Raw genomic sequence first — 22,378 nt, forward strand, 5'->3', positions numbered from 1 at the left:
GGCGTAGTTAGCGGCGCGCTTGTAATGTCGTTATGGCTTGGTGAGTGCTTAAAAAAATATTTTCCGTGCCTATCTTTTTTAGAAACTCAGTATCTTTCAGCTTATCCATAACCGGACCTTTTATTTCAGCTAAGTGTAGCTGAATGTTGGCTTTTTCAAGTCGGTAAAGAATGTCACTTAAGGATTGTAGCGCGCTGGTGTCAATAAAGCTTATCGACTGACAAATAAGTACAATATGGTTAATCGACTGGTTGTCCGCAACTAACCCCATAATATTGTCTTCAAGGTAGTTTGTGTTAGCAAAATAAAGGTTTTCGTCAACGCGTATGGCAAGAATTTCTTTATCCGTTTTTACTTTATAGCGCTTGATGTTTCTATAATGCTCAGAGTTTCCCACTTGCCCAACTACAGCAATATGAGGTTGGCTGCTTCTATGTAGGTATAAGCCAATAGAGATAATAATGCCAGCCAGAATGCCGCTTTCTACATTAATAAATAACACAGTAAGAAAAGTTATTAACATCAAAGTGGCCTCTGTACGGTCGTAGCGCCATGTGTGTTTAAGGGTGTGTGTGTCAATGAGAGGTAGTACGGCAAATATAATAACTGCACTGAGTGCAGCCTTTGGTAAAAAAAAGAATAAGGGTGTTAAAACAGACAGCGTCAAACCAACTAAGCAAGCCGTAATAATAGACGCCAAGGGGGAGTTAGCGCCGGCGGTGAAATTAACCATCGAACGACCAAAACCTCCAGCTACTGGATAGCCACCACTAAGAGCTGATGAGACATTGGCAGCACTGAGTCCTAAGAGTTCCTTATTCGCATCGATTTTTTGTCGTTTCTGCCCAGCCATGGATTTTGCAATAGAAACACTTTCTAGATAACCAATTAAAGCGATAAGCAGAGCAGAGGGAAGGAGTTGTTTAAATAGTTGCTCATCGTAATTAGGCAGAATAATATGAGGAAGCCCTGGTGGAATATAACCAACCACGGATACCTCAAATCGTGTATTTAAATGGAAATAATAAACAACAAGAGTGCCAGTAACGGCAACAATAAGAGGGCCCGAATTCGATATAAACTTTATGCTGTTAGGGTTAAATGCTCTTTTCTTTAAGAGGTTTGCTAAAGGGCCTTTAAACCACCATAGAAGCATTAAGCTGCAAACTCCGAGGATGCTTGTTACTAGGTGTCCTTGGGGAAGTTGGGTAACGATATGGGTTATAGCCTGGTAAGGGGCGAGCCCTTCGGTGATGTTTAAACCAACAATATGTTTTACTTGGCTTAAGGCGATAATGATAGCTGAGGCGCTAATAAACCCGGAAACAACGGGATGACTTAGAAAATTTATAATACTACCTAACCTAGCTGCTCGCATTAATAGCAAGATGATGCCAGTTAATAAAGCCAGAGTGTTTGCTGCGTTTATTACTTCGTCAATATTGCTGATGCCTAATTCGGCGATAGTGGCGCCTGTCATTAACGACATAATACCGACCGGCCCAATGGCCAATGTTCGACTACTGCCGAAAGCGGTGTATAAAATGATTGGAAGAACGGATGAATACAGGGCTACTTCGGCGGGGAGGCCTGCCAACAGACCATATGCCATAGATTGAGGAATAAGGACAATAGCAACAATGACGCCAGCAATTAAATCCCCCTTTAATTGAGCGGTTTGGTACGTCTTGATCCAGCTTGGTAGAAGCATGATGTAAAACCTTATTGCGCCGTATTTTTATCATTCGTAACGCACCTGAGCTAAATGCAGGGGTAACGTTCTTTGACAGAATTTATAGGTATATTAAATTAGCATAAATATATAATAACTTTATTAAGCTGTTGTTTAAAATTGACTTCAATCATTTTTTTTGTTGCAATGCAATAAAATTATAATAAAATCAATCAGTTAAAAAATATATATTGTTGCTTTTTTGCAAAAACACTGTATTATTCATTTTAAGAGCAAGGAGAGGGGAAAGACAGTTTCTTTTGTAGTTAGAAGAGCTGCATAAAAAATAATAATAAAAATAAAAACTAGGGGGCTTTTAGCCCCTTTTTTTTGCCTGAAATAAATGTCCTTGAGGCTTTGGTTTAAAGCGTTAAGGTTTGGGTCCCCTGTTCACTGGCAAGCAAAACAGTATCAGCCGACCGGTTAGCGAATAGGCCTGTTGTTACAACACCGGTAATGTTATTGAGTGTGTTTTCCAGTTTCATTGGCTCTAAAATATCTAAACGGTGAATATCTAAAATGACGTTGCCGTTATCAGTAATAAAATTTTCTCGCCAGACGGGCTGACCACCAAGTGCTGATATGGTTCGAGCCACATAACTTCTAGCCATCGGAATGACTTCTACAGGTAGCGGAAATTTGCCCAATCGAGAGACTAACTTGCTGTGGTCGGCAATACAAATAAAGTGTTTGCTGGCGGCGGCAATAATCTTTTCACGGGTCAAGGCACCACCGCCTCCTTTTATGAGTTCTAAATTCGTATTAATTTCATCGGCTCCATCAACATAAATATCCAAAGTGCCCACGGCATTTAAATCAAGAACCGGGATGCCTAAAGCCAATAATCTTTCTGTGCTGGCCTCTGAACTTGAAACGGCACCTTCAAATTGATGCTTAAGAGGAGCCAATAAATCAATAAAGTGGTTGACCGTTGAGCCGGTACCAACGCCTAAAATACGGCAGTTCTTTACGTACGGGATAGCGGCTTGTGCGGCTAGTTTTTTTAAGTCGTCTTGCATGAGTAAAAGATTGGCGTTAGTTGTTAAGAAGTATTCGTATGATATATCGCATCTAAGCGTAGTTAGAAGCTATTTAATCATCATTTTTTATAATGCATCGGATGAGTCGCCTAGTAGGCGTTGTTTTGCCTTGGCTGAAAAGCAGACCACTCCAAGCTCTGTGACGATGGCATCTAATGGAACATCCCAGGCTTCAGGCTTAATAGTATCAACCATTTGCAGGCTATAAGCGATACCCACTAAGAGCGGTTTTTTTTTGCATGCCGGACTCAACATAAAATTGAGTGTACGGTCATAGTAGCCGCCACCCATACCTATGCGATGGCCTAGCTGGTCAAAACCCACTAAAGGAATGAGTATGCTGGTTAATAATTTAGCAGGTAAATAGAGCTGTTTGGCAGGCTCGGGGATATTGAATCGATTGTTTTCCAATGGATCGCCCCATAGATAAGAAGAGAATCTAAGTCTTTGCTTATTTAAAGCCGGGAGATAGTGTTTGCAGCGGGTCTTTGAGCAAGCTTGTATGAATAAATCGAGTGTTGGTTCACCATCATTAGCGAGGTAACTCGCAACACTTGAGGAGCGAAGAAGAAGCCCTGTTTTTAACAAATGTTGGTTGATACTGTAATCAAATCGGGCTCTATCAGAGGTCGAAATAGTGTTACGTCTGCGTCGTAATGATTGTCTTAAGGAAGGTATTAATTGGGTCATAAAATAGGGCGCTTCCCGCCAGTGCCGTATTCAGGTTTCTACCTTGAACCGATAGGTTCAAGTGGGAGTCGGACATTTGCATTAGGCTTCTCTATGTAGAGCGTGCACACCAACAAAATGATCTGTCTTCCCGGGTAGGTAATTAGGTCCAAGGGCATTTCACCTTAACTCGAACACCGCAGGAAACGCACTGACAGTGTAACCCTATGAAAAAAAATTAACAGTATATTTTTTACATTTAAAGAGAGATAAAAAATATTTTTATTATTTTACAGCTGATCAAGATGTTTTCTAAAGAGTGTAAAGCCGCTTCGTTTTGCAGCTAAGGTTAAACAGATTGCGGTTGATATCGTATGAAGCCTATCTAATTTAATGAGTAGGGCAAATTAAAGTTAAAGTAGGAAAACTATTTACCGAAGGCGTCTATGGCAAAGTCTAGTTTATTTTGAAGGGCGATTATTTTGTCACTAATATTTAAAGAGGCGCCGCTTTTTTTTTGGTTTTCAACTAAAAAATCATGTGTGATATTGAGGCCAGCCATTACGGCTATGCGGTCTAAGCCTACTACTCGTCCGGATTTTTTAATGCTTTGCATTTTTTCATCTAAAAACCGAGCAGAAGACTCAAGCCCTGCTCGCTCATTTTCAGAGCAGCTGACTCGGTATTCTTTATCTAGTAGGTGTAAGGTGACAGTCGTGGAAGTTGACATGCTTATATTTCCATTAATTTAAGCCTAGAAATCATTGACTCAATACGCGTTTTAGCTTTTTCAGTTTTATCCATTAAAGCACTGCGTTGTTGAATGAGATCGGCTTGCTGGCTCTTGAGTTGTTGGTTTTCTTCATGCAGGTTTTGGCACACTTGAACAAGTGCGTCAATTTTCTGCTCAAGGTGTTGCAAGTCAATTTCTGGGTTTTGTTCTTTATTCACAAGATAAATAGTAGGTGTGATTGCTGAGAAGGTCAATACCGTTAGTAATATAGTCGGTAAGTTTTGGTGCCTCGGTCACGTAATGATAGCATAGCCACATTGATAAATTGTTTGGAGTGGGCAGTGAAACGTTTAGGTAATTATGAGGATTTGCAGTTAATTTTTGATGAGCATGATGCTGGTATGAATGTGTCTGAAGCACATGGCTTGGCGTCAGGCATGCTATGTGTGCAATTTGATGCAGACTTTAATCGTTGGATAAGTGCAATATTTGATACGGAAGATCAGCTAAAAGCCTTAACGAATGAGGATAAACAAGGCTTAATTGGTTTGTTTCAAGGTACATTGGAATTGCTCAAAACCGATGAGTTTATTTTTGACTTGTTGCTACCCGATGAGGAAGAACGGATTGGTGTGCGGGCAGTTGCCATGAGTGAATGGTGCCAGGGTTTTTTATATGGCGTGGCTTATATGGGGGTCGGTGATGATAAAGATTGGAGTGAGGACTGTAGAGGCATATTAAGAGATTTAATGGAGATTTCACGTTTAGATGCCGACAACTCAGATGAGTCAGATGAGCAAGCGTTTATGGAGTTACAAGAATACGTGCGGATGGGCGTGCAAATTTTAATGCAAGAACTGCAACCAGATAGCGATTCATCAACGGAACAACCAACGCTTCACTAGCGAGATATAAAGGAGGCTTTGTGATAGAAGAGCAAAAAGAATTTGCCCGTAGAAGGCAGCAATTTTTACGCATGGTGGGTGAAGGGAATATTGCGGTGATCGCCAGCGCATCTATTATGCAACGTAATAGCGATGTGGAATTTCATTTTCGTCAAAACAGTGACTTCTTTTATTTAAGCGGTTTTGATGAGCCTGAATCGGTGATTGTGTTTGTACCAGGTAGGGAGCAAGGCGAGTATGTTTTATTTTGCCGAGAATATGATGAGAAAACCGCTTTATGGGTAGGGGCGAGTGCGGGCTTAGAAGGCGCGGTTCGTGATTATGCTGTAGATGATGCATTTCCGATTGATGATATCGATGATATTTTGCCTGGCTTATTGGAAAATAAAAATCGGTTGTATTTCCCAATGGGGGCACAGCCTGATTTTGACCAACAATTGATGGATTGGTCTCAGCAAGTAAGAGGCCGCTCTAGGGCAGGGGTATCAGCACCCGCAGAGTTTATTTCGTCAGATCATATTTTGCATGAAATGAGGCTTATAAAGTCAGCACAAGAAATTAAATGGATGAAAAAGGCGGCAAAAATATCAGTTAAAGCACATATTAAGGCTATGCAATCTTGTCGTCCGGGGATGTATGAATATCAAGTTGAGGCAAACCTTAAGCACTGTTTTATGAGCCATGGCGCACAGCAAGAAGCCTACCCAGCGATTGTCGGTGGTGGGCATAATGGATGTGTTCTGCATTACATAGATAATAATGCCGTATTAAATGATGGTGATTTATTGTTGATTGATGCGGGTTGTGAATGGAAAAAATATGCATCTGACATTACCCGAACTTTCCCCGTAAATGGTGTGTTTAATGAAGAGCAAAAAGCGCTCTATCAATTAGTATTAGATGCCCAGTACGCAGCTATAGAGCAAGTTAAACCCGGTAACCATTGGAACGACCCGCATGATGCTGCGGTTGAGGTGTTAACAAAAGGTTTGGTTAGGCTTGGTTTGTTGCAAGGTAGCTTGTCAACATTGATTAAAAATGAAGCCTATAAGCCGTATTATATGCATCGTACAGGGCATTGGTTAGGGATGGATGTACACGATGTTGGGGATTATAAATTAGATGATCAATGGCGCTTGCTGGAGCCCGGCATGGTGTTGACCGTTGAGCCTGGTTTGTATATTCACCCAAATGCTAACGAAGTCGATAAAAAGTGGCGTGGGATTGGGATACGCATTGAAGATGATGTGCTTGTCACTAAAAAAGGGCATGAAGTGTTGACTGATAGTGTGCCTAAAGAAATTAAAGACATCGAGTCGCTGATGAGCAAGGTTAATGACGACTGATTACGATCTTATTATTATTGGCAGTGGGATGGTCGGTGCGTGTCTAGGTTTGGCGCTGAGCCAGACATCGCGCCGTGTTGCTATTGTAGAGGCAAAGACCATCGATGAAAAACAAGCCGATAGTGTAGGGAAAAGAGCAATAGCCTTGTCTTGGGGTAGTAGGGGAATTCTTGAACAGTTAAATAGTTGGCAAGAGCTGAGTGATGAAGCGATGCCAATACGGCATATACATGTTTCCGATAAAGGACGTTTTGGTAAAACGAGACTGTCAGCACAAAACCAGCAGGTTGAGGCGCTGGGGTATGTGGTGGAGGCTAGGTGCATTGAGTCGGTTGTTTCGACCAGGTTGGCAGCTACTACGGTTGATGTTTTATCGCCGGCAACGCTAAGTGATTATACGGTTAATGACAACGGTGTAGAGGTGATTGTTAGTGTTAATGGGAAAGAGCAAACACTGTCTTGCAAACTATTAGTTGGTGCGGATGGCGGGCTGTCAAAAGTTCGTCAACTAGGCCCTTTTGAATTAAAAGAATATCCTTACGATCAGCAAGCGATCACGGGCTTAATACATGTTGAGTCAGATGAAAATGACGTTGCTTATGAGCGGTTTACTAGCGAAGGTCCAATTGCGATGTTGCCGCATTTTGATGGGCTTTATTCGTTAGTTTGGACAATGCCGTCTAGTGTAGCCGAACAGGTGAAAAACCTACCAGAGGGCGCTTTTCTGCAGAGGTTGCAATCACGCTTTGGGCAGTGGTTAGGGGAGTTGTCGCTAGCGGGAAGCTGCCAAATGTTTCCATTGAGTCTGTCGCATGTCCCGCAGAATATTTCAAATCGAGTAGTGTTGATTGGTAATGCTGCACACCAACTTCATCCAGTGGCGGGGCAAGGGTTTAATCTTGGCCTGCGTGATGCAGCCATGCTAGCAGGGGTGATCATCTCAGCGCAGAAAGATGAGGAGCTTGATGATGTGCTTGAAGTTTATGCGCGACATCGCAAAACAGACCAAGCATTAATAACAGGGTTTACCGACAGTGTGATTAAATTATTTTCAACAGATAACGCGGCGCTGAGTGTGATGCGAAATAGTGGTTTGTTAATGTTGGACAACATCCCCTTGTTGAAGAACGAGTTTGCGCGACAGGCTATGGGCTTAGGTGCTCCAATCGCAAGGTTAAAGGTCAGTTAATGAGCGAAAAAAAATACCAAGTAGCGATTATTGGTGGCGGCATAACGGGAGCAACAATGGCTTGTTTGTTGGCTGAAAAAGGCATCTCGGTTGCCCTGGTGGATGCTGGTGATCCATCTGCTGAATGGCCTCAGGAGAGTTATGATTTACGTGTTTCTGCACTCACCCTTGCCTCGATTAACGTGTTTAAATCATTAGGGGTTTGGGACGAGATTGTTCAATTGGGTGAGCAGCCAATTGAAAAAATGTATGTGTGGGACCATTTCGGTAGTGGTGAGTTAGCCATCGATTCGGCCGAGGCTGGTGAAATGCAGATGGGTGCGGTGGTGGAAAATCGCATTACTGTCTTAGCGTTATGGAAAAAACTACAGCAGTTAAAAAGCTGCGATGTTTTTAAATTAACGCAATTGATGAGTTTTGAGACTAATGAAGATGGTGTGTCGATTCAGTTGTCAAAGAATACCCAGATCAACGCCCAGCTATTGGTGGGCGCTGATGGATCAAATTCTAAAATACGGCAACTAAGTGGAATAGAGCACTATGGTTGGAGTTATCAGCAAAAAGCGCTGGTGGCGACAATTAAACCGGAAAAACCACACCAAAATACTGCTTGGCAGCGGTTCTTGCCAGAAGGTCCTTTAGCTTTATTGCCTTTACGAGATGGTTTGATCTCTATTGTTTGGACATCGTCGGTGGAAACAACAGAAGGTTACTTAGCCTTGTCGGACTCGGATTTTTGTAGAGCGTTAGTAGAGGCGTCTGAGCAGCAGCTTGGTAAGCTTGAGTTGGTAGGCCAGCGCGGAGCATTTCCATTAGCGTTACAGTTTTCATCGCAATATTGTCAGCAGAGAATGGTTTTGATTGGTGATGCGATTCACACCATTCATCCGCTTGCAGGGCAAGGCGCAAATTTGGGGCTCAAAGATGCGACGGTATTAGCCGATGTGGTGTTAAAAGCACATATAGCAAAACGCGATATAGCCAGTCAGCAGGTATTGCGACGTTATGAGCGTCAGCGTAAGGGTGACAATTTGTTAATGATGGGCATTATGGATGGCTTTAAACGGCTTTTCGCTGCAGATCAATCACTTATTAAGCTGACTAGAAGTTCGGGTATGGGTTTGATTAACCAGTCGGCGTTATTGAAAAACCAAATTTGCAAATATGCAATGGGGGTTTAAGTTCAATCAGTTGTCAGTAGGCCCGAAATAGACAGTGTGTGTTCGGCCGCCTTTCTGCCAATAGACGTTAAATATCCGCCATCTTTTTTGTCGATTAACCCTTTATCGAACAAGCGAGCGGCGGCATCAATAGTTGCTGGGCTAGCGTCGTGATGTATTTTTATGCCCTGCTCGGTATTGCTAAGATCGTACTGTATAAGGATGTTAAGTTCATCAATGAGTTCTTGGTTGAATTTCATTATTAATCCCCCTAAGTTGGACCGCATACATTCTTTTTAATGTGGGTGAAACAGTAACACTATTTTTCAGTGTGGGCAAAAAGATCCGATGGATTGAAAATTTTTGTTGATGGAAATAGTGACTTTAGCAGGGTACAATGGATTATCAATTAACCTCTTTTGGGAGAGATCGGTATAACACCGACGCCGAAGGCGCAATTCGCTCGGAATCGCTCAGGCAAATGGACCATAAGAGAATTTACCGGCTTGCCGGTAATCAGTTGACTCTGGAGAGAGGTTAGGCGGATACGTTTAGCCCACCGAAGAGGCAAGAGGGCAAAAGCTCTTAAACTTTCAGGTTTTGGACAGAGGGGCGGCATGTGGTTTCCGCGTGCCGCCCTTTTTTTGTGCGGAGAAATTAGATGACTAAAAAGACAATTTTAAATGATGCGCACCGTGAACTGGGTGCCCGAATGGTGGATTTTGGTGGCTGGGATATGCCAGTAAATTATGGTTCGCAAATAGATGAACACCATGTGGTCAGACAATCGGTTGGCATGTTTGATGTGTCGCATATGACTGTTATTGATATTAATGGCGCGCAAGCGAAAGCTTTTTTACAATACCTGTTAGCGAATGATGTGGCGAAGCTAGCTCGACAGGGAAAAGCTTTATATAGTTGCATGCTGAATGAAGCAGCGGGCATTATTGATGACCTTATTGTTTATTTTTTAGACGATAATAATTATCGTCTAGTGGTTAATGCTTCAACGCGAGAGAAAGATTTAGCGTGGATTGAAAAGCAAGCCGACACATTTGAAGTGACCGTGACTGAGCGGCCTCAATTGGCAATGATTGCAGTACAAGGTCCAAAGGCTCGTCAAAAAGTTTGCCCATTATTACCGGAGCGGTTAGGGCTGTCGGCAGCTGAAATTAAACCATTTAGTGCCTGTTGGTATGGTGAGTGGTTTATTGGCAGAACCGGCTACACCGGAGAGGATGGCTTTGAGATTATACTGCCCGAAGAGAAAGCAGAAGGTTTTTGGAAACAGTTAATCGAAGTGGGTGTTAAACCGTGTGGTTTGGGCGCAAGAGATACGTTAAGGCTGGAAGCAGGTATGAATTTATACGGTCAAGATATGGATGAAAGCAAACATCCTCTAGAGTCTGGCTTAGCATGGACGGTAGCCTTTCAACCTGAAAACCGTCATTTTATTGGCCGTTCAGCGCTTGAGACGATAAACGCTAACGGTGTCAGCGATCAGTTTGTAGGTCTGCTGCTAGAAGATAAAGGCATTCTCAGAGGGCATCAAAAAGTCGTCTTGCAAGATGGCTCTACTGGCGAAATAACCAGTGGCGGGTATTCGCCGACAATGGAACGTTCTATTGCGCTGGCACGTGTACCAGCAAATATTGCTGAAACATGTAAAATTGATATTCGTGGCAAACTTAAAACGGCAAGGGTAGTCAGCCCTTGTTTTGTTCGTCATGGGGACGTACAGGTAACGTTATAACAACATCAAGCGAAATTCGCTTAAACGAAATAAGTGCCCTTGGGGACAAAGAGAGGAAAAAACATGTCAAATACACCTGATGATAGAAAATATGCGGATTCTCATGAATGGGCATTACTGGAAGCCGATGGTAATATTCGCGTTGGGATAACCGATCATGCGCAAGAACTATTGGGAGATTTAGTTTTTGTTGAGTTACCTGAGGCTGGTCAAGCTGTTGGTAAAGGCGATGAGTGCAGTGTTGTTGAGTCGGTAAAGGCGGCGTCAGATATCTATAGCCCCGTAACAGGGGAAATTGTAGCGGTTAATGACGCATTAGAAGATAGTCCAGAAGCAATTAATGAGTCACCATATGACGAGGGTTGGATTTTTGTCGTAAAACCAACTGATGCCAGTGAGCTGGATGATTTATTGGCTGCTGAAGGCTACGAAAACTTAATCGACGACGAGTAATAATATGCCCTTTATTCCCCATTCAGAGCAAGATATCGAACAAATGCTATCGGTCATTGGCGCGGATAGTATTGAAGACTTGTTTGATGAAATCCCGGCAAATTTACGGTGTGGTGATTTAGAGAAAATCCCACAAGGTATGAACGAGATGGAAGTGACTCGTCTACTTCGAGACCGTGCGGCACAAGATGGCTTGCCATTATGCTTCTTAGGTGCCGGTGCTTACGAACACCATATACCTGCTGCTGTTTGGGAAATAACCACGCGCGGTGAGTTTTATAGTGCGTATACACCCTATCAAGCCGAAGCTTCGCAAGGAACCTTACAGTTGTTGTATGAATTTCAGTCGATGATGGCCAGTTTAATGGGCATGGATGTATCAAATGCATCGCTGTATGACGGTGCTTCGGCACTCGCTGAGGCTGTTCTAATGGCGGTGCGTGCGAATAAAAAGTCTAAATCACGGAAAATATTAATGCCGGTGACGACGAACCCTGTGTATCGTTCAGTAACAGAGGCGATTGTCAACAATCAAGATATTGAGCTGGTGGCCGTGCCGTATGATTCAGAAACGGGCCAAACTGATTTAAATGCGCTCGACTCGTTTTCAGGCGAAGGTTTTTCTGCCTTGGTGATTCCCCAGCCTAACTTTTTTGGTGTGATAGAAAACGTAGATGCTTTAACTGCATGGGCAGCTGAGAATAAAATGCTGTCAATCGCTGTGGTTAACCCAGTAGCAATGGCATTGTTAAAGCCACCAGGTGAGTGGGGGCAAACAGGTGTTGATATTGTTTGTGGGGAAGGCCAGCCACTGGGTGTTCCGTTAGCGTCAGGCGGGCCGTATTTTGGCTTTATGTGCTGTAAACAAAAGCATGTTAGACAAATGCCTGGTCGAATTATTGGTCGGACAACAGATCTAGATGGTAAAGAAGGGTTCACCTTAACGTTGCAGGCCCGCGAGCAGCATATTAGGCGTTCAAAAGCGACATCAAATATTTGTACAAACCAAGGGTTATTGGTAACAGCGGCTACTATTTATATGTCCTTGCTTGGTCCAGAGGGACTTAAAAAAGTAGCACTCAATTCACATAAAAACACCCAACTTTTACGCAATCGTTTGCAAGCTATAAAGGGTGTGAAAACAGTGTTTAATGCTCCCAACTTTCATGAATGCGTTCTTCAGTTGGACATGGACGTTAAACAATTAATTGATACGTTGGCGCGAGAGCACCATATTTTGGCTGGTTTTGAAGTGTCTACGCATTACCCTGAATTAGGTAATGCCTTGATGGTTTGTGCTACTGAAACACGCACAGAAAACGACATTGAGCAATTTGCAACGACGCTCGATACATTATTAAACGGATAGGAGAAATAACCATGGCAACAATTACACTACAAAGTAATGAGATTCATACAAACGGCGATGTTCCTGCAGTGGGTTCAAACGCGCCAGACTTCAGCCTAACAACTAAAGAGTTGGCCGATGTATCGCTCGCAGATTATGCCGGTAAAAAGAAAATAATTAGCATTGTGCCAAGCTTGGACACACCAACTTGTCAGCTATCAACCAAAAAATTGAATGAATACGCTAAGAGCCACCCTAATACAGTGATTCTTGTTGTATCGGCGGATTTACCATTTGCAATGTCGCGCTTTTGTGGCGACGAGGGCTTAGAAAATGTCGTTACCTTGTCAATGATGCGCGATCGTAACTTTGCAAAAGATTATGGTGTGCTGATTGGTGATGGACCGCTGAAAGGTATTACAGCGAGAGCGTTAATTAGTTTAGATGAAAACAATAATGTAAAAACGTCAGAATTGGTGGCTGAAATTGCCGATGAGCCGGATTACGAGACAGCATTAGCCGCACTATAAAAGAGATAAATTTGACATGCTGATATTCGAGCAATCGCACAGTGGGCGGGCGTCAAACGCTCAGTTGCCGCAAGATAATGATGCTTTGGCTTCATTGCCTGCAGACGCCTTAAGAACCTCCAAGCCAAATTTACCTGAGGTTTCAGAAATGCAGGTGGTGCGTCATTTTACGCGCTTATCTCAGAAAAACTTCTCGATAGATACGCATTTTTACCCGTTGGGTTCTTGTACGATGAAATACAACCCACGTGCCTGCAATACGCTAGCGAGTTTACCTGAATTTACTGGGCGGCACCCACTTGGGCCTAGCTTGCACGGTCAGGGGTTTTTATCGTGCATGTATGAACTACAAGGCATGTTAAAAGAGGTTACAGGGATGCAGGCAGTCTCTTTGTCTCCTGCGGCCGGTGCTCAAGGTGAGTTCGCGGGTGTGGCGATGATTAAAGCCTATCACGATGAGCGTAATGATACGGCGCGTTGTGAAATCTTAGTCCCTGATGCGGCACATGGTACTAACCCAGCATCGGCTGTTATGTGTGGTTATAAAGTGCGAGAAATCCCCACTGGAAAGAATGGTGATGTTGATATTGAGGCGCTAAAAGAGGCGATTGGCCCGCAAACTGCGGGCATTATGCTGACAAATCCAAGTACGTTAGGTGTCTTTGATCGTAAAATAAAAGAGATCGCTGGCATTGTGCATGATGCCGGGGGGTTGTTGTATTACGATGGGGCTAACTTGAATGCCATTTTGGGTAAAGTACGCCCCGGTGATATGGGTTTTGATGTGATTCATATGAACTTGCACAAAACGTTCTCTACACCACATGGTGGTGGTGGGCCAGGGGCAGGGCCAGTAGGCGTCAGCAAGCGCTTGAAACCGTACTTGCCAGTACCAATTGTTGGTAAGAAAGAAGGGCAGTACGTGTTATTAGATGAACAAGATTGCCCTAAGACGATTGGTCGCTTGTCTGCTTTTGCAGGTAATGCGGGTGTTTTGTTACGAGCTTATATCTATGCAAAAATGCTCGGTAGAGAGGGGATGTCACGTGTTGCAGACTTTGCGACCTTGAATGCAAACTATTTATTGAAACGTTTAATGGCGGCAGGTTATGACGCTGCATACCCTGAGCGGCGTGCTACACACGAATTTATTCTAACGCTTAAAAAACAAGCAAAAGAACTTGATGTAACGGCGATGGATGTGGCGAAACGTCTCTTGGATTATGACTTCCATGCGCCAACAACCTACTTCCCATTGTTAATACCTGAGTGTTTGTTAATTGAGCCAACAGAAACTGAAGCTAAAGAAACGCTCGATGAATTTGTCGACACGATGGCGAAAATTTTAGATGAAGCAAAAATGCAGCCAGAAAGCTTAAAAAATGCGCCTTATAGTCTACCTGTAAGACGCTTAGATGATGTCAAAGCGGTTAAACAGTTGGATGTAGTATGGCAGGAGTTAAACCAATGAGTGCTGTAGAGTCAAAGGATATAAATGCCGAAGCGGGTGCTGACATGAACGCTAAGCCTCAATCAGCATTAATTTGTGGCTCAATGGCATTTGATACGATTATGGTGTTTCCTGATAAATTTCAACACCATATATTGCCCGATAAAGTACATATGTTGAATGTATCCTTTTTTGTACCTGAGTTACGGCGTGAGTTTGGTGGTTGTGCAGGCAATATTGCTTATAACTTACATTTGTTGGGTGAAAACGCATTGCCCATGGCAACAGTGGGTAAAGATTTCGCTTCTTATGCGCAATGGATGCTTAAAACAGGCGTAAAGCAAGACTATCTAAAAGTGCTGGAAGATGACTTTACCGGTCAAGCTTATATCACCAGTGATATGGATGATAACCAAATTACTGCTTTTCATCCTGGCGCAATGGGACGCTCCGAGCTTAACAAGGTGCCTAGCGATGCGAATATAAGCATTGGAATAGTCTCCCCGGATGGTAAAGCAGGGATGATTGAACATGCTAAGCAATTTGTTGAAGCGGGTATTCCATTTGTTTTTGACCCGGGTCAAGGTATGCCAATGTTTGATAGCGATGAATTAAAAACGTTTATTGAACAAGCAACATGGGTGACTTTAAATGATTATGAAGCGGCGATGTTGCAAGAAAAGACGGGCCTTTCACCACATGAAATAGCTGAGCAAGTAGAGGCATTAATTATTACTAAAGGCGCAGAAGGGTCGTTGGTTTATACCAAGACGGAGCGTATCGATATTCCGCCTGCAAAAGCAACAGCATTGGTCGACCCCACAGGGTGTGGTGATGCTTATCGCGGTGGCTTGCTATACGGCTTGATGAATGGCTTGGATTGGGAAGTAACAGGGCGTATTGCGGGGCTAATGGGGGCGATTAAAATAGCCCATGCGGGTACGCAAAACCATGTTGTGACGCTAGATGAGCTCAAAATGCAGTATGCAGAACAGTTTGGCGGCTCATTTTAAAGAAGTTGTTATAAAAGGGGTGTAGGACGACCTATATCGTCGTGCAATGACGACATTAAGCCCTAAAGCTAACCAAGCCGTTATCAACGGCTGGTTAACAGTATTGGCTAACATGAGTCGCGAAATACACGACTCATATTAGCTATTGTTACAGCGAAGCGGTCATTTATTTTTTAAATGAGTTAAAAAATTGCTGAGTTGCTTCAATGTTGTTTGCCATTATTTTCTTAAAAGCGTTAGTAATGTGATAAAGGTCTGTTGGTTTGCCTTCAATAATTCGTTTATAGAAAATACCTGTTTCTTTTGTTGCTTTAGAGGCACCTTCAACAAGCGTTTCGTTTAGCTCGGTTGCGTGTGTAATAGCCTCTTTAGACTTGGTTTCTAGTTCATCTATGGTTGTCATAATCTGTTCCTTTGTTAAATGATGCGGTGCACAATATCTCATGCCATATCTTTTATGTCAACACAAGAATATAAATTTTATTGGCGTTCTAGGTCTCTAGTTAGCTTATGAAAACAACTTGCTGAGGCTAGCCTAGCCAGTAGTTTTCATAGTCTTAAATGGCGGTTAATGGGCTATGCTGATAGAAAGGGAGGCTCTTCAAATACTAGAGCCTCCGTTGAAAGTTAAAGTTAAGAACTGACTGAAGAACAGTTACATTTTAGGTCTTTAATGAGCGCTTAATTGTTAATTAAGCTGCTGTGAAGCAGGTTTGACAATAAATTTGAATAATAAGGCAGTTATTGCAATGCTCCAGACGATAACAGCACCGCTGGGTAAATCAAATAATGATGAGCCAATTAAGCCAAACCCATAACCGGTGGCACCAATGAGAAAACCAATTAAGAGTGGTTTTTTATGCCCCAGGCTGCCCAGTGCAGGAATAATTAAGCTCGCAAACACTAGATACACCCCGATCAGTTGAACAGAGTTGGTAACCGCTAACGCAAATAAAATGTAAAAAACAAGATTACCTAAGCGGTTTCGAAAGTTAAATAATAGCCAGACAATTAAGCAGGTTACCAAGGCCGTAGGTAAAAGTTGATCGCTAGTGGTCCATAATATTTGACCGACCAGTAAGTCTTTCAGTGAATCACCGCCATGTGGGTTATTAGCAAGCAGCAAAATACTAGCGGTAGCGGCTAAGATAAAACTAATGCCAATAAGGGCTTCTTGGTGTTTTCCCCAGTGCTTTTCGGCCCAGCTTAAGCCTAATGCGCCGATTAAAGAAGCAGATAAAGCGGCGACTTGCACCTCCCAGCCATGTGCTTCCCAGCCAAAATGCCAGGCTACGATAACCCCTAAACCAGCCATTTGTGCAATAGCTAGATCAATAAAAATAATGCCGCGTTTTAGAACTTCTTGCCCAAGGGGGACATGCGTTGCGAGGACCAGTAGGCCGACAATAAATGCCGGCCCAATAATCGAAAGTTGAAGTCCTTCAATGTTCATGATGTAACATTTAATAATTGACTGAGGAGTCGATCAAACCAATTAATTAGAGTTTCATTATTATCAGGGCTGAGGGGTAAAGCAATGGCGGGGAGCGCCGTTTTACTGCTTAGCCAACGTGCCGATTTATCACTTTGGTAACTAGCATAAAGTAACATCTGAGCAGGTTCTTTTTTCAATGTGCTTAGTACCTTAGCAAGGTGAGTGCTACTTGCTGGAATACCGGGTTTTGGCTCTAGAGTTGCTACTTGCTTTAAACCTAACCAGCTTGATAGATAGACCCAATTATTATGGCTTACAACGATAGGTTTATCGCGTAATGGTTTGCTTCGCTGTTCCCATTGCTGCATTGCCTGTTGCCATTGCTGAGTAAAGGTTGCTAGGTTGTTTTTGTAATATGCTTGATGAGAGGGATCAATCATTGCTAGCCTGTCAGCTAAGGCCACGGAGACTTGAGCGATGCGTTTAGGGTCTAGGTGAAAGTGAGGGTTTCCGGCAGCATGAATATCACCGAGACTACGATCAAGCACGGTTGGTTTGTCCATCAGGCTAACGTAGTCAGCAGCCATAAAATAGCCTGTTTGACCGACCTGCACATTAGGGTTAGCAGATTTACGTAGTAATAAAGGAAGCCAGCCTGTTTCGAGGTCTGCACCTGTGCAAACCAACAGGTCGGCGCGGCGCATTCTGGCAATCAGGCTAGGGCGTGCTTGTATATGATGAGGGTCTTGCATCGCAGTTGTAGCGCTGTTGACGTGCACTTTATCACCACCGAGAGCTTTAGTTAGCGCTGCCCATTCAGGTTCACATGCAAATATATTGAGTTCAGCGTGGGCGTAAAATGGGCTGAGCAGAGTGAGTAATAAAATAAATGTTTTTTTCCATGGATGTAACATAATTGTCTCCAAACAAATGAATGTCGCACAGGCACAAAAGGCCTGTGCGATTTGTTTTTAATATTGATGAGCGCCGTGACTGCCTAGGCTAGTAGTGTATTGTAAGAAAATCTGATCATCTGATTCCTGGTAGGATTTATCACGGTTAAATTGCAGCCGTATCCGAGAAAATTCACTCGGTAACCACTCGATCATTGCACTCATACGTTTAGGTTTAAAACCGTCACTATCTAAACCTGCTTCCATTAACACATCGTCATCGAAGCCAGTGTTATCACTTTCTAACTGGTCATAACGAAGCCCTGCTCGCCACCGAGGTTTAAATTGATAAATAGTTTGTGCGTACCAGCCTTTTTGATGGCCGTCGAAGTTGGTTTCTTCTAGAGGTGGGCCACTGTTTAGCATGCTAATGGTGCCGTTTTCTTTACGGTCAAAATATTCAAACTGTACCTTAACATGTTGGTTTTTAGGGTTACCATTGGGCGCCCATTTGTAGACAAAATCAACAGCGTTTATTTTGCTATCGCCATCAAAAGATGGGGTTTCTTCAGCGCTATCTTCTTCACCATGGGCATGGCCACCACCTGTACGACCTTCTATGTTATTAGCTTGCCAATGACTTAAACCCAATTGCCAACTGTGTTCGATGCCGATATCACCACCGATGTTAGCAAATACTGTTGCTGCGCCAATACCATTTTGCTCGCCAGCGGATGGGAATTGGCTACCACTCATAATTTCTGCGCCTAACTGTAAAAAAGTATCGGTCGGTGCTATATAACTTAGTTGAATACCATCATCCCTAAGTTGGTCGCCAAATAAGCCGCGATAAATTAACGGCGCATCGGCAAAATCCCAAGTGTGAACATGGTGTTCATTCAGATACCCCATGGCAGAAAAGAAACGACCGGCCTTGATAGTTAGGCCATTCCCTAAACCTAATGTCTGTATATAGGCTTCTTCTAGGTCTACTTCGGTGCTACCGTCATCATTATGAAAACCAAGAGTGGCTTTGCCATAAAACGTGTTGTCAATATTAGCGCTCATGACCAGTTCGCTTTCGCCCACTGCAAACCCTTGGCTACCTAGGCCAGATTCGCCACCGAGCATGAAGCCGGGCAATGCGTAATCATCGGGGTCATTGCCCATGTCGGCAAAACGACCATCGAGAATAAGGCTAATGGCTGGATTGAAAGAATTTTGGGTCAGGAAGCTACTCTGTTTCGGTTTAACTGCTGCTTCCTGTGTTTTAAGTTCGATATATTGCGTTCTTTTTTCGGTTTCTATTAACCTAGACTCAAGGGCCTCAATGCGTTGTTCATAGTTCTTTTTAAGGGTGTCTAGCTGTTGTTTTAATAAGGCAATTTCAGTGTTAGAAAGTGCCGGGGTAGAAATAATTAAACTGGCGATTATTGCAGCCATAGTAAATGCTTTACGCATAAGTAACTCTCCTGTAACAAAAAGGTAGTCACGCAAGGTCAACCCATCGCGTAACGTTAAAATGTGGTTTACAAGAAAGTAAAGGGAGGTGCGCGAGCGAAATAAGCTGTTTTTAGTAGAGGAAATTGCTGAGTGGGAATGCCATCAACATGTGTTTTAGACAATAGTGGAACAGCGGGGAGTCGAATAGCCGAAACGAGTCCATTGCTAGACTTTTCACACTGGACAAATACCGTGCACGAATGGCTGGCTTTGTGAAAGGAATGCTCTACAGAATGGGCAAGCGCAGCCATTTGACTGATAAGCATCATGCTTATCAGTGCAATAGGTATTAAGACTTGTTGCCGTTTTTTCATTTATTGAAATGGAATATATGCCGAAGGTTAATACCGACAGCTGATTTTAGAGTCATTCTAAACAACTAGGCAATATATAACGGCTATGCTTTTTTTACAAATATAGATTTCAGCTTCATTGGGCCAATACCAGTGATTTTACAGTCAATGTCATGGTCGCCTTCAACTAAGCGAATATTTTTTACCTTAGTGCCGACTTTTACAACAGATGAAGAGCCTTTAACCTTTAAGTCTTTGATAACAGTGATGCTATCACCATCTTGTAAAAGGTTACCGTTTGAGTCTTTTATGACTAATTTGTCAGTGTCGGTTTCGCTTGAATTGGCGGACCACTCATGAGCACACTCAGGGCAGATATACACAGTCCCGTCTTCATAGGTGTATTCTGAGTTGCATTGGGGGCAATTAGGTAAAGCACTCATGTTAGATCCTTTTGTGTGAGCTAATGGGGGAAATACCATTATAAGTTTTTACCTGTCTTATTGGCCAGTTAAAAGGACTAAGGGGGTGTTTAGCGATTAATGATTTTAGGTTATTCGGTTAGTTTGCCACGTAGCTTTTTTAATTGGCCGCGTTGAGTTTTATTATCAGTCCGTTTTTTCTTAGCATTTTTGCTAGGCGAGGTTGCTCGCCTAGCTTTTTGACTAACCGTTACGCTTTTTATGATCTGTTTTAGGCGTTCTAGCGCATCGGCACGATTTTTTTCTTGGGTGCGGTATTGCTGAGCCTTAATGATGATAATACCCATATTATTAATACGGTGATCTTGTCGACTTAATAATCGTTGTTTAAAAAGCTCAGGCAGGGAGGATGCGTTAATGTCGAAACGTAAATGAATGGCCGATGAGAGTTTATTTACATTTTGCCCCCCAGCTCCTTGCGCGCGGATGGCTGTAAGCTTAATTTCATCATCAGCAAGGGTGATATGAGGGGTGATGACTAACATGAACTTTATTGCGGTTTAGTAAAACGGGTGCTAAATATTGGTTTAGCCAAAACAAGGAAAAAGGCAGCCGAGAGTACCGAAGAGGCGAAAATCATACACATCACCATAATTTGATAACGCACAGCAATCAGTGGTGATACCCCAGATAGTATCTGCCCGGTCATCATGCCCGGCAAAGAGACTAGGCCAACCGCAAATAGCGAGTTTATAACCGGGATCAGTGAGGCATGAAGTGCAATACGCCGCGCCTCCAAGTAAGAGACATGGCGATCTATTTCTGCATGGATACGCTCAGCGGCTAAACTAACGCTATTCATCGCATTGGCGAAAATCATTCCAGCTAATGGAATGATGATTTGAGGCAAATACCATGGCTTTAAATTAAGTACACCTTGAGTGATAACCAGCAGGGTAAAACCACCACCAACAAGAATGGAGAGAAAGGCTTGTTTATACAATAGGTTACGCTTTATCGGGATCGTGCCTAAAGCAATCCAGCTGGAGGCAAAGACCATAATAGCTAGAACAGTGATAACAATGGCAGCATTATCAGCGTTAAAAATGTAGCTCAACAGGTAGCCGACTAAAAGCAACTGAACCAACATGCGTGCCAGAGCATAAAGTGCGTTGCTTGACTCTAATGACCATTTAAACAAAATAGCCAAGGCGAAAAGAACAGGGATAAAAGATAGCGCTAGGTTTAACAGAGGAATATTTTGAATATCGTGTCCCATCTAATCGCTGTTAACTGTATTAGTTAGGTGCGTTTATCTGCTTGGCGCTTGTTTCGAGCGCTTTGCTTTTTTAAAAACAAGGCGAGTTCTTTTTCTGCCCATTGGACGGCTTCAGCTTCTGATTTAAACCCCGTTTGGGTTTTTGAAATAACCGTGTTTTTCGAACTGGCGCGACGAACGATGTCGGCTCTCCAGCTATCTTTTTCTGCGGAAGTTTGAAAAGTGTACTTTTTAGTAATGCTCATAAGTATAAGTTTGTCTTGAGTTTAAGAATCTGTTTCTAGCAAGCGTATGCCATCTTTTTCGATATTGATAATGCGCTGCTTATATAAACCACCAATGGCTTTTTTGAACGCACCCTTGCTCATCCCGAAGGTGTCAGAGATGATTTCTGGGCTGGATTTATCGTGAACCGGTGCAAAGTTATGGTTCTTTTTTAAATAATTAAGAATAATTTTACTGTATTTATCGCGTGTTTCTTTGCCGCCTTGGAGGCTTAAGTCTATTTTACCGTCGGGTCGAATACGTTTAATAAACCCTTTTTTTGATTGCCCGAAACTTAATTTTTGGAAGACATCATTTTTGTATAAAACCCCCCAATGTGAATGGTTAATGATGGCTTTAAAGCCTAAGTCGGTGCTGTTCGCAATGATAAGGTCAACTTGCTGTTGTGGGGTAAAGTCATGAGGTGCTTCATCATCGATGAACTTGTCTATTTTTGATGAAGCGACAATGCGCCCATCATTCTTGTCGAGGTATAAGTAGACTAAATAGGATTTGCCAACATCCATTGGTCGATGTTGTTCAGCAAATGGTACAAGAACATCTTTTTCTAACCCCCAGTCCAAAAAAGCACCCACATGTGTACGTGCCACGACTGTTAGGTAGGCAAATTCACCAACCTGAGCTTTGGGCTTTTTTGTGGTGGCAATCGGGCGGTCTTCTGAGTCGAGGTATAAAAAAACATAAATCAACGAACCAACGGTTAAATCACTTGGAGCCTGCTTGTTTGGCAGGAGAACTTCACCTAATTCTTTAGCATCTAAATAAAAGCCGAAGTCGAGCGACTTGATGACTTCTAATTGATGTGTTTTTCCTAGCGTAACCATGGTGTACTCCTAATATTCGGTGTGCTGGCAATTATACAGGTCGTTGACAGTTAAAATGATTAAAACAGATGGCTTCCTTGCATCAATACGCTTTATTGACGCTGTGTTTGCCAAAGAGCGGTG

Annotated in this window: 26 protein-coding genes, 1 other RNA gene and 2 riboswitches; of the genes, 10 read left to right on the top strand and 17 right to left on the bottom strand. The window is 42.9% G+C overall.

What is annotated here, in order from left to right; all coding sequences use genetic code 11:
• Nucleotides 1-7: 7 nt before the first annotated feature.
• The 6 genes from CPC19_RS02985 to CPC19_RS03010 all read right to left on the bottom strand — a co-directional run bounded on the left by CPC19_RS02985 (nt 8) and on the right by CPC19_RS03010 (nt 4,392).
• Nucleotides 8-1,711 (bottom strand): SulP family inorganic anion transporter, encoded by a 1,704-nt coding sequence (locus CPC19_RS02985; protein ID WP_016390488.1) that lies wholly within the window; start codon nt 1,709-1,711, stop codon nt 8-10.
• Between the two features lie 383 nt (nt 1,712-2,094).
• Nucleotides 2,095-2,751, bottom strand: coding sequence for a ribose-5-phosphate isomerase RpiA (rpiA, locus tag CPC19_RS02990; protein WP_016390489.1), 657 nt, complete (start codon nt 2,749-2,751; stop codon nt 2,095-2,097).
• 87 nt (nt 2,752-2,838) lie between these two features.
• A complete protein-coding gene (locus CPC19_RS02995) occupies nt 2,839-3,462 on the bottom strand; it encodes a 5-formyltetrahydrofolate cyclo-ligase (RefSeq protein WP_083856997.1) in 624 nt (207 codons plus the stop codon).
• 8 nt (nt 3,463-3,470) lie between these two features.
• Nucleotides 3,471-3,650: non-coding RNA, 6S RNA (gene ssrS, locus CPC19_RS03000), on the bottom strand.
• A gap of 218 nt (nt 3,651-3,868) precedes the next feature.
• Nucleotides 3,869-4,171, bottom strand: coding sequence for a cell division protein ZapA (locus CPC19_RS03005; protein WP_015006766.1), 303 nt, complete (start codon nt 4,169-4,171; stop codon nt 3,869-3,871).
• A 2-nt stretch (nt 4,172-4,173) separates the two neighbouring features.
• A complete protein-coding gene (locus tag CPC19_RS03010) occupies nt 4,174-4,392 on the bottom strand; it encodes a TIGR02449 family protein (protein WP_015006765.1) in 219 nt (72 codons plus the stop codon).
• 123 nt (nt 4,393-4,515) lie between these two features.
• Here CPC19_RS03010 and CPC19_RS03015 point away from each other — a divergent pair, with 123 nt between their 5' ends.
• Genes CPC19_RS03015 through CPC19_RS03030 form a run of 4 tightly spaced genes read left to right on the top strand, consistent with a single transcriptional unit; the run spans nt 4,516 to nt 8,795 of the window.
• Nucleotides 4,516-5,079: a UPF0149 family protein gene (locus CPC19_RS03015; RefSeq protein ID WP_015006764.1), complete on the top strand. Its 564-nt coding sequence runs from the start codon at nt 4,516-4,518 to the stop codon at nt 5,077-5,079.
• A 20-nt stretch (nt 5,080-5,099) separates the two neighbouring features.
• On the top strand, nt 5,100-6,425 hold the full coding sequence (gene pepP / locus CPC19_RS03020; protein ID WP_015006763.1) for a Xaa-Pro aminopeptidase: 1,326 nt from the start codon (nt 5,100-5,102) through the stop codon (nt 6,423-6,425).
• On the top strand, nt 6,415-7,614 hold the full coding sequence (gene ubiH, locus CPC19_RS03025; protein ID WP_016390490.1) for a 2-octaprenyl-6-methoxyphenyl hydroxylase: 1,200 nt from the start codon (nt 6,415-6,417) through the stop codon (nt 7,612-7,614). The genes pepP and ubiH overlap by 11 nt, the downstream gene beginning before the upstream one ends.
• Entirely contained in the window at nt 7,614-8,795 is a 1,182-nt protein-coding gene (locus tag CPC19_RS03030; RefSeq protein WP_016390491.1) for a UbiH/UbiF/VisC/COQ6 family ubiquinone biosynthesis hydroxylase, read from the top strand. Before ubiH ends, CPC19_RS03030 begins: the two co-directional genes overlap by 1 nt.
• Before the next feature lie 2 nt (nt 8,796-8,797).
• Here the strand turns inward: CPC19_RS03030 and CPC19_RS03035 are convergent, their stop codons facing one another.
• Nucleotides 8,798-9,034, bottom strand: coding sequence for a TIGR02647 family protein (locus tag CPC19_RS03035; protein ID WP_016390492.1), 237 nt, complete (start codon nt 9,032-9,034; stop codon nt 8,798-8,800).
• Nucleotides 9,035-9,184: 150 nt separating this feature from the next.
• Nucleotides 9,185-9,273: riboswitch (glycine riboswitch) on the top strand.
• Between the two features lie 17 nt (nt 9,274-9,290).
• Nucleotides 9,291-9,392: riboswitch (glycine riboswitch) on the top strand.
• A gap of 43 nt (nt 9,393-9,435) precedes the next feature.
• Between CPC19_RS03035 and gcvT the strand changes: the two genes are divergently transcribed.
• The 6 genes from gcvT (at nt 9,436) to CPC19_RS03065 (ending at nt 15,321) form a co-directional block, all read left to right on the top strand.
• On the top strand, nt 9,436-10,527 hold the full coding sequence (gcvT, locus tag CPC19_RS03040; protein WP_015006759.1) for a glycine cleavage system aminomethyltransferase GcvT: 1,092 nt from the start codon (nt 9,436-9,438) through the stop codon (nt 10,525-10,527).
• Between the two features lie 63 nt (nt 10,528-10,590).
• The gene (gene gcvH, locus CPC19_RS03045) at nt 10,591-10,980 is read left to right on the top strand and encodes a glycine cleavage system protein GcvH (RefSeq protein ID WP_016390493.1); all 390 of its coding nucleotides are present in this window, start codon (nt 10,591-10,593) and stop codon (nt 10,978-10,980) included.
• Between the two features lie 4 nt (nt 10,981-10,984).
• Nucleotides 10,985-12,349 carry an aminomethyl-transferring glycine dehydrogenase subunit GcvPA gene (gene gcvPA, locus CPC19_RS03050; protein WP_016390494.1) on the top strand — a complete coding sequence of 455 codons (1,365 nt, stop codon included), beginning with the start codon at nt 10,985-10,987 and terminating at the stop codon, nt 12,347-12,349.
• 11 nt (nt 12,350-12,360) lie between these two features.
• The gene (gene tpx, locus CPC19_RS03055; RefSeq protein WP_015006756.1) at nt 12,361-12,858 is read left to right on the top strand and encodes a thiol peroxidase; all 498 of its coding nucleotides are present in this window, start codon (nt 12,361-12,363) and stop codon (nt 12,856-12,858) included.
• A 16-nt stretch (nt 12,859-12,874) separates the two neighbouring features.
• Entirely contained in the window at nt 12,875-14,329 is a 1,455-nt protein-coding gene (gcvPB, locus tag CPC19_RS03060; protein WP_016390495.1) for an aminomethyl-transferring glycine dehydrogenase subunit GcvPB, read from the top strand.
• Complete coding sequence (locus CPC19_RS03065; protein ID WP_015006754.1) at nt 14,326-15,321, top strand: carbohydrate kinase family protein; 996 nt, start codon at nt 14,326-14,328, stop codon at nt 15,319-15,321. Before gcvPB ends, CPC19_RS03065 begins: the two co-directional genes overlap by 4 nt.
• 166 nt (nt 15,322-15,487) lie before the next feature.
• Here the strand turns inward: CPC19_RS03065 and CPC19_RS03070 are convergent, their stop codons facing one another.
• The 10 genes from CPC19_RS03070 to CPC19_RS03115 all read right to left on the bottom strand — a co-directional run bounded on the left by CPC19_RS03070 (nt 15,488) and on the right by CPC19_RS03115 (nt 22,255).
• Complete coding sequence (locus CPC19_RS03070; RefSeq protein ID WP_015006753.1) at nt 15,488-15,724, bottom strand: hypothetical protein; 237 nt, start codon at nt 15,722-15,724, stop codon at nt 15,488-15,490.
• A 285-nt stretch (nt 15,725-16,009) separates the two neighbouring features.
• Nucleotides 16,010-16,774: a metal ABC transporter permease gene (locus tag CPC19_RS03075; RefSeq protein WP_016390496.1), complete on the bottom strand. Its 765-nt coding sequence runs from the start codon at nt 16,772-16,774 to the stop codon at nt 16,010-16,012.
• A complete protein-coding gene (locus CPC19_RS03080) occupies nt 16,771-17,670 on the bottom strand; it encodes a metal ABC transporter solute-binding protein, Zn/Mn family (RefSeq protein WP_016390497.1) in 900 nt (299 codons plus the stop codon). The genes CPC19_RS03075 and CPC19_RS03080 overlap by 4 nt, the downstream gene beginning before the upstream one ends.
• Before the next feature lie 57 nt (nt 17,671-17,727).
• Entirely contained in the window at nt 17,728-19,110 is a 1,383-nt protein-coding gene (locus CPC19_RS03085; RefSeq protein WP_016390498.1) for a carbohydrate porin, read from the bottom strand.
• Between the two features lie 68 nt (nt 19,111-19,178).
• On the bottom strand, nt 19,179-19,466 hold the full coding sequence (locus CPC19_RS03090; RefSeq protein ID WP_084709580.1) for a DUF2607 family protein: 288 nt from the start codon (nt 19,464-19,466) through the stop codon (nt 19,179-19,181).
• Between the two features lie 83 nt (nt 19,467-19,549).
• Nucleotides 19,550-19,888, bottom strand: a complete 339-nt coding sequence (locus CPC19_RS03095) for a zinc ribbon domain-containing protein YjdM (RefSeq protein ID WP_015006749.1) — start codon at nt 19,886-19,888, stop codon at nt 19,550-19,552.
• A gap of 110 nt (nt 19,889-19,998) precedes the next feature.
• Nucleotides 19,999-20,412 (bottom strand): alternative ribosome rescue aminoacyl-tRNA hydrolase ArfB, encoded by a 414-nt coding sequence (arfB, locus tag CPC19_RS03100; RefSeq protein ID WP_015006748.1) that lies wholly within the window; start codon nt 20,410-20,412, stop codon nt 19,999-20,001.
• A 5-nt stretch (nt 20,413-20,417) separates the two neighbouring features.
• Nucleotides 20,418-21,146 (bottom strand): ABC transporter permease, encoded by a 729-nt coding sequence (locus CPC19_RS03105; RefSeq protein WP_016390499.1) that lies wholly within the window; start codon nt 21,144-21,146, stop codon nt 20,418-20,420.
• Nucleotides 21,147-21,169: 23 nt separating this feature from the next.
• Entirely contained in the window at nt 21,170-21,391 is a 222-nt protein-coding gene (locus CPC19_RS03110) for a DUF3622 domain-containing protein (protein WP_016390500.1), read from the bottom strand.
• 21 nt (nt 21,392-21,412) lie between these two features.
• Nucleotides 21,413-22,255 carry a S1 RNA-binding domain-containing protein gene (locus CPC19_RS03115; RefSeq protein ID WP_015006745.1) on the bottom strand — a complete coding sequence of 281 codons (843 nt, stop codon included), beginning with the start codon at nt 22,253-22,255 and terminating at the stop codon, nt 21,413-21,415.
• Nucleotides 22,256-22,378 lie beyond the last annotated feature (123 nt).

Origin of the sequence: Cycloclasticus sp. PY97N (assembly GCF_002443175.1) — a bacterium.
In the GTDB taxonomy this organism is placed as follows: Bacteria; Pseudomonadota; Gammaproteobacteria; order Methylococcales; family Cycloclasticaceae; genus Cycloclasticus; species Cycloclasticus pugetii.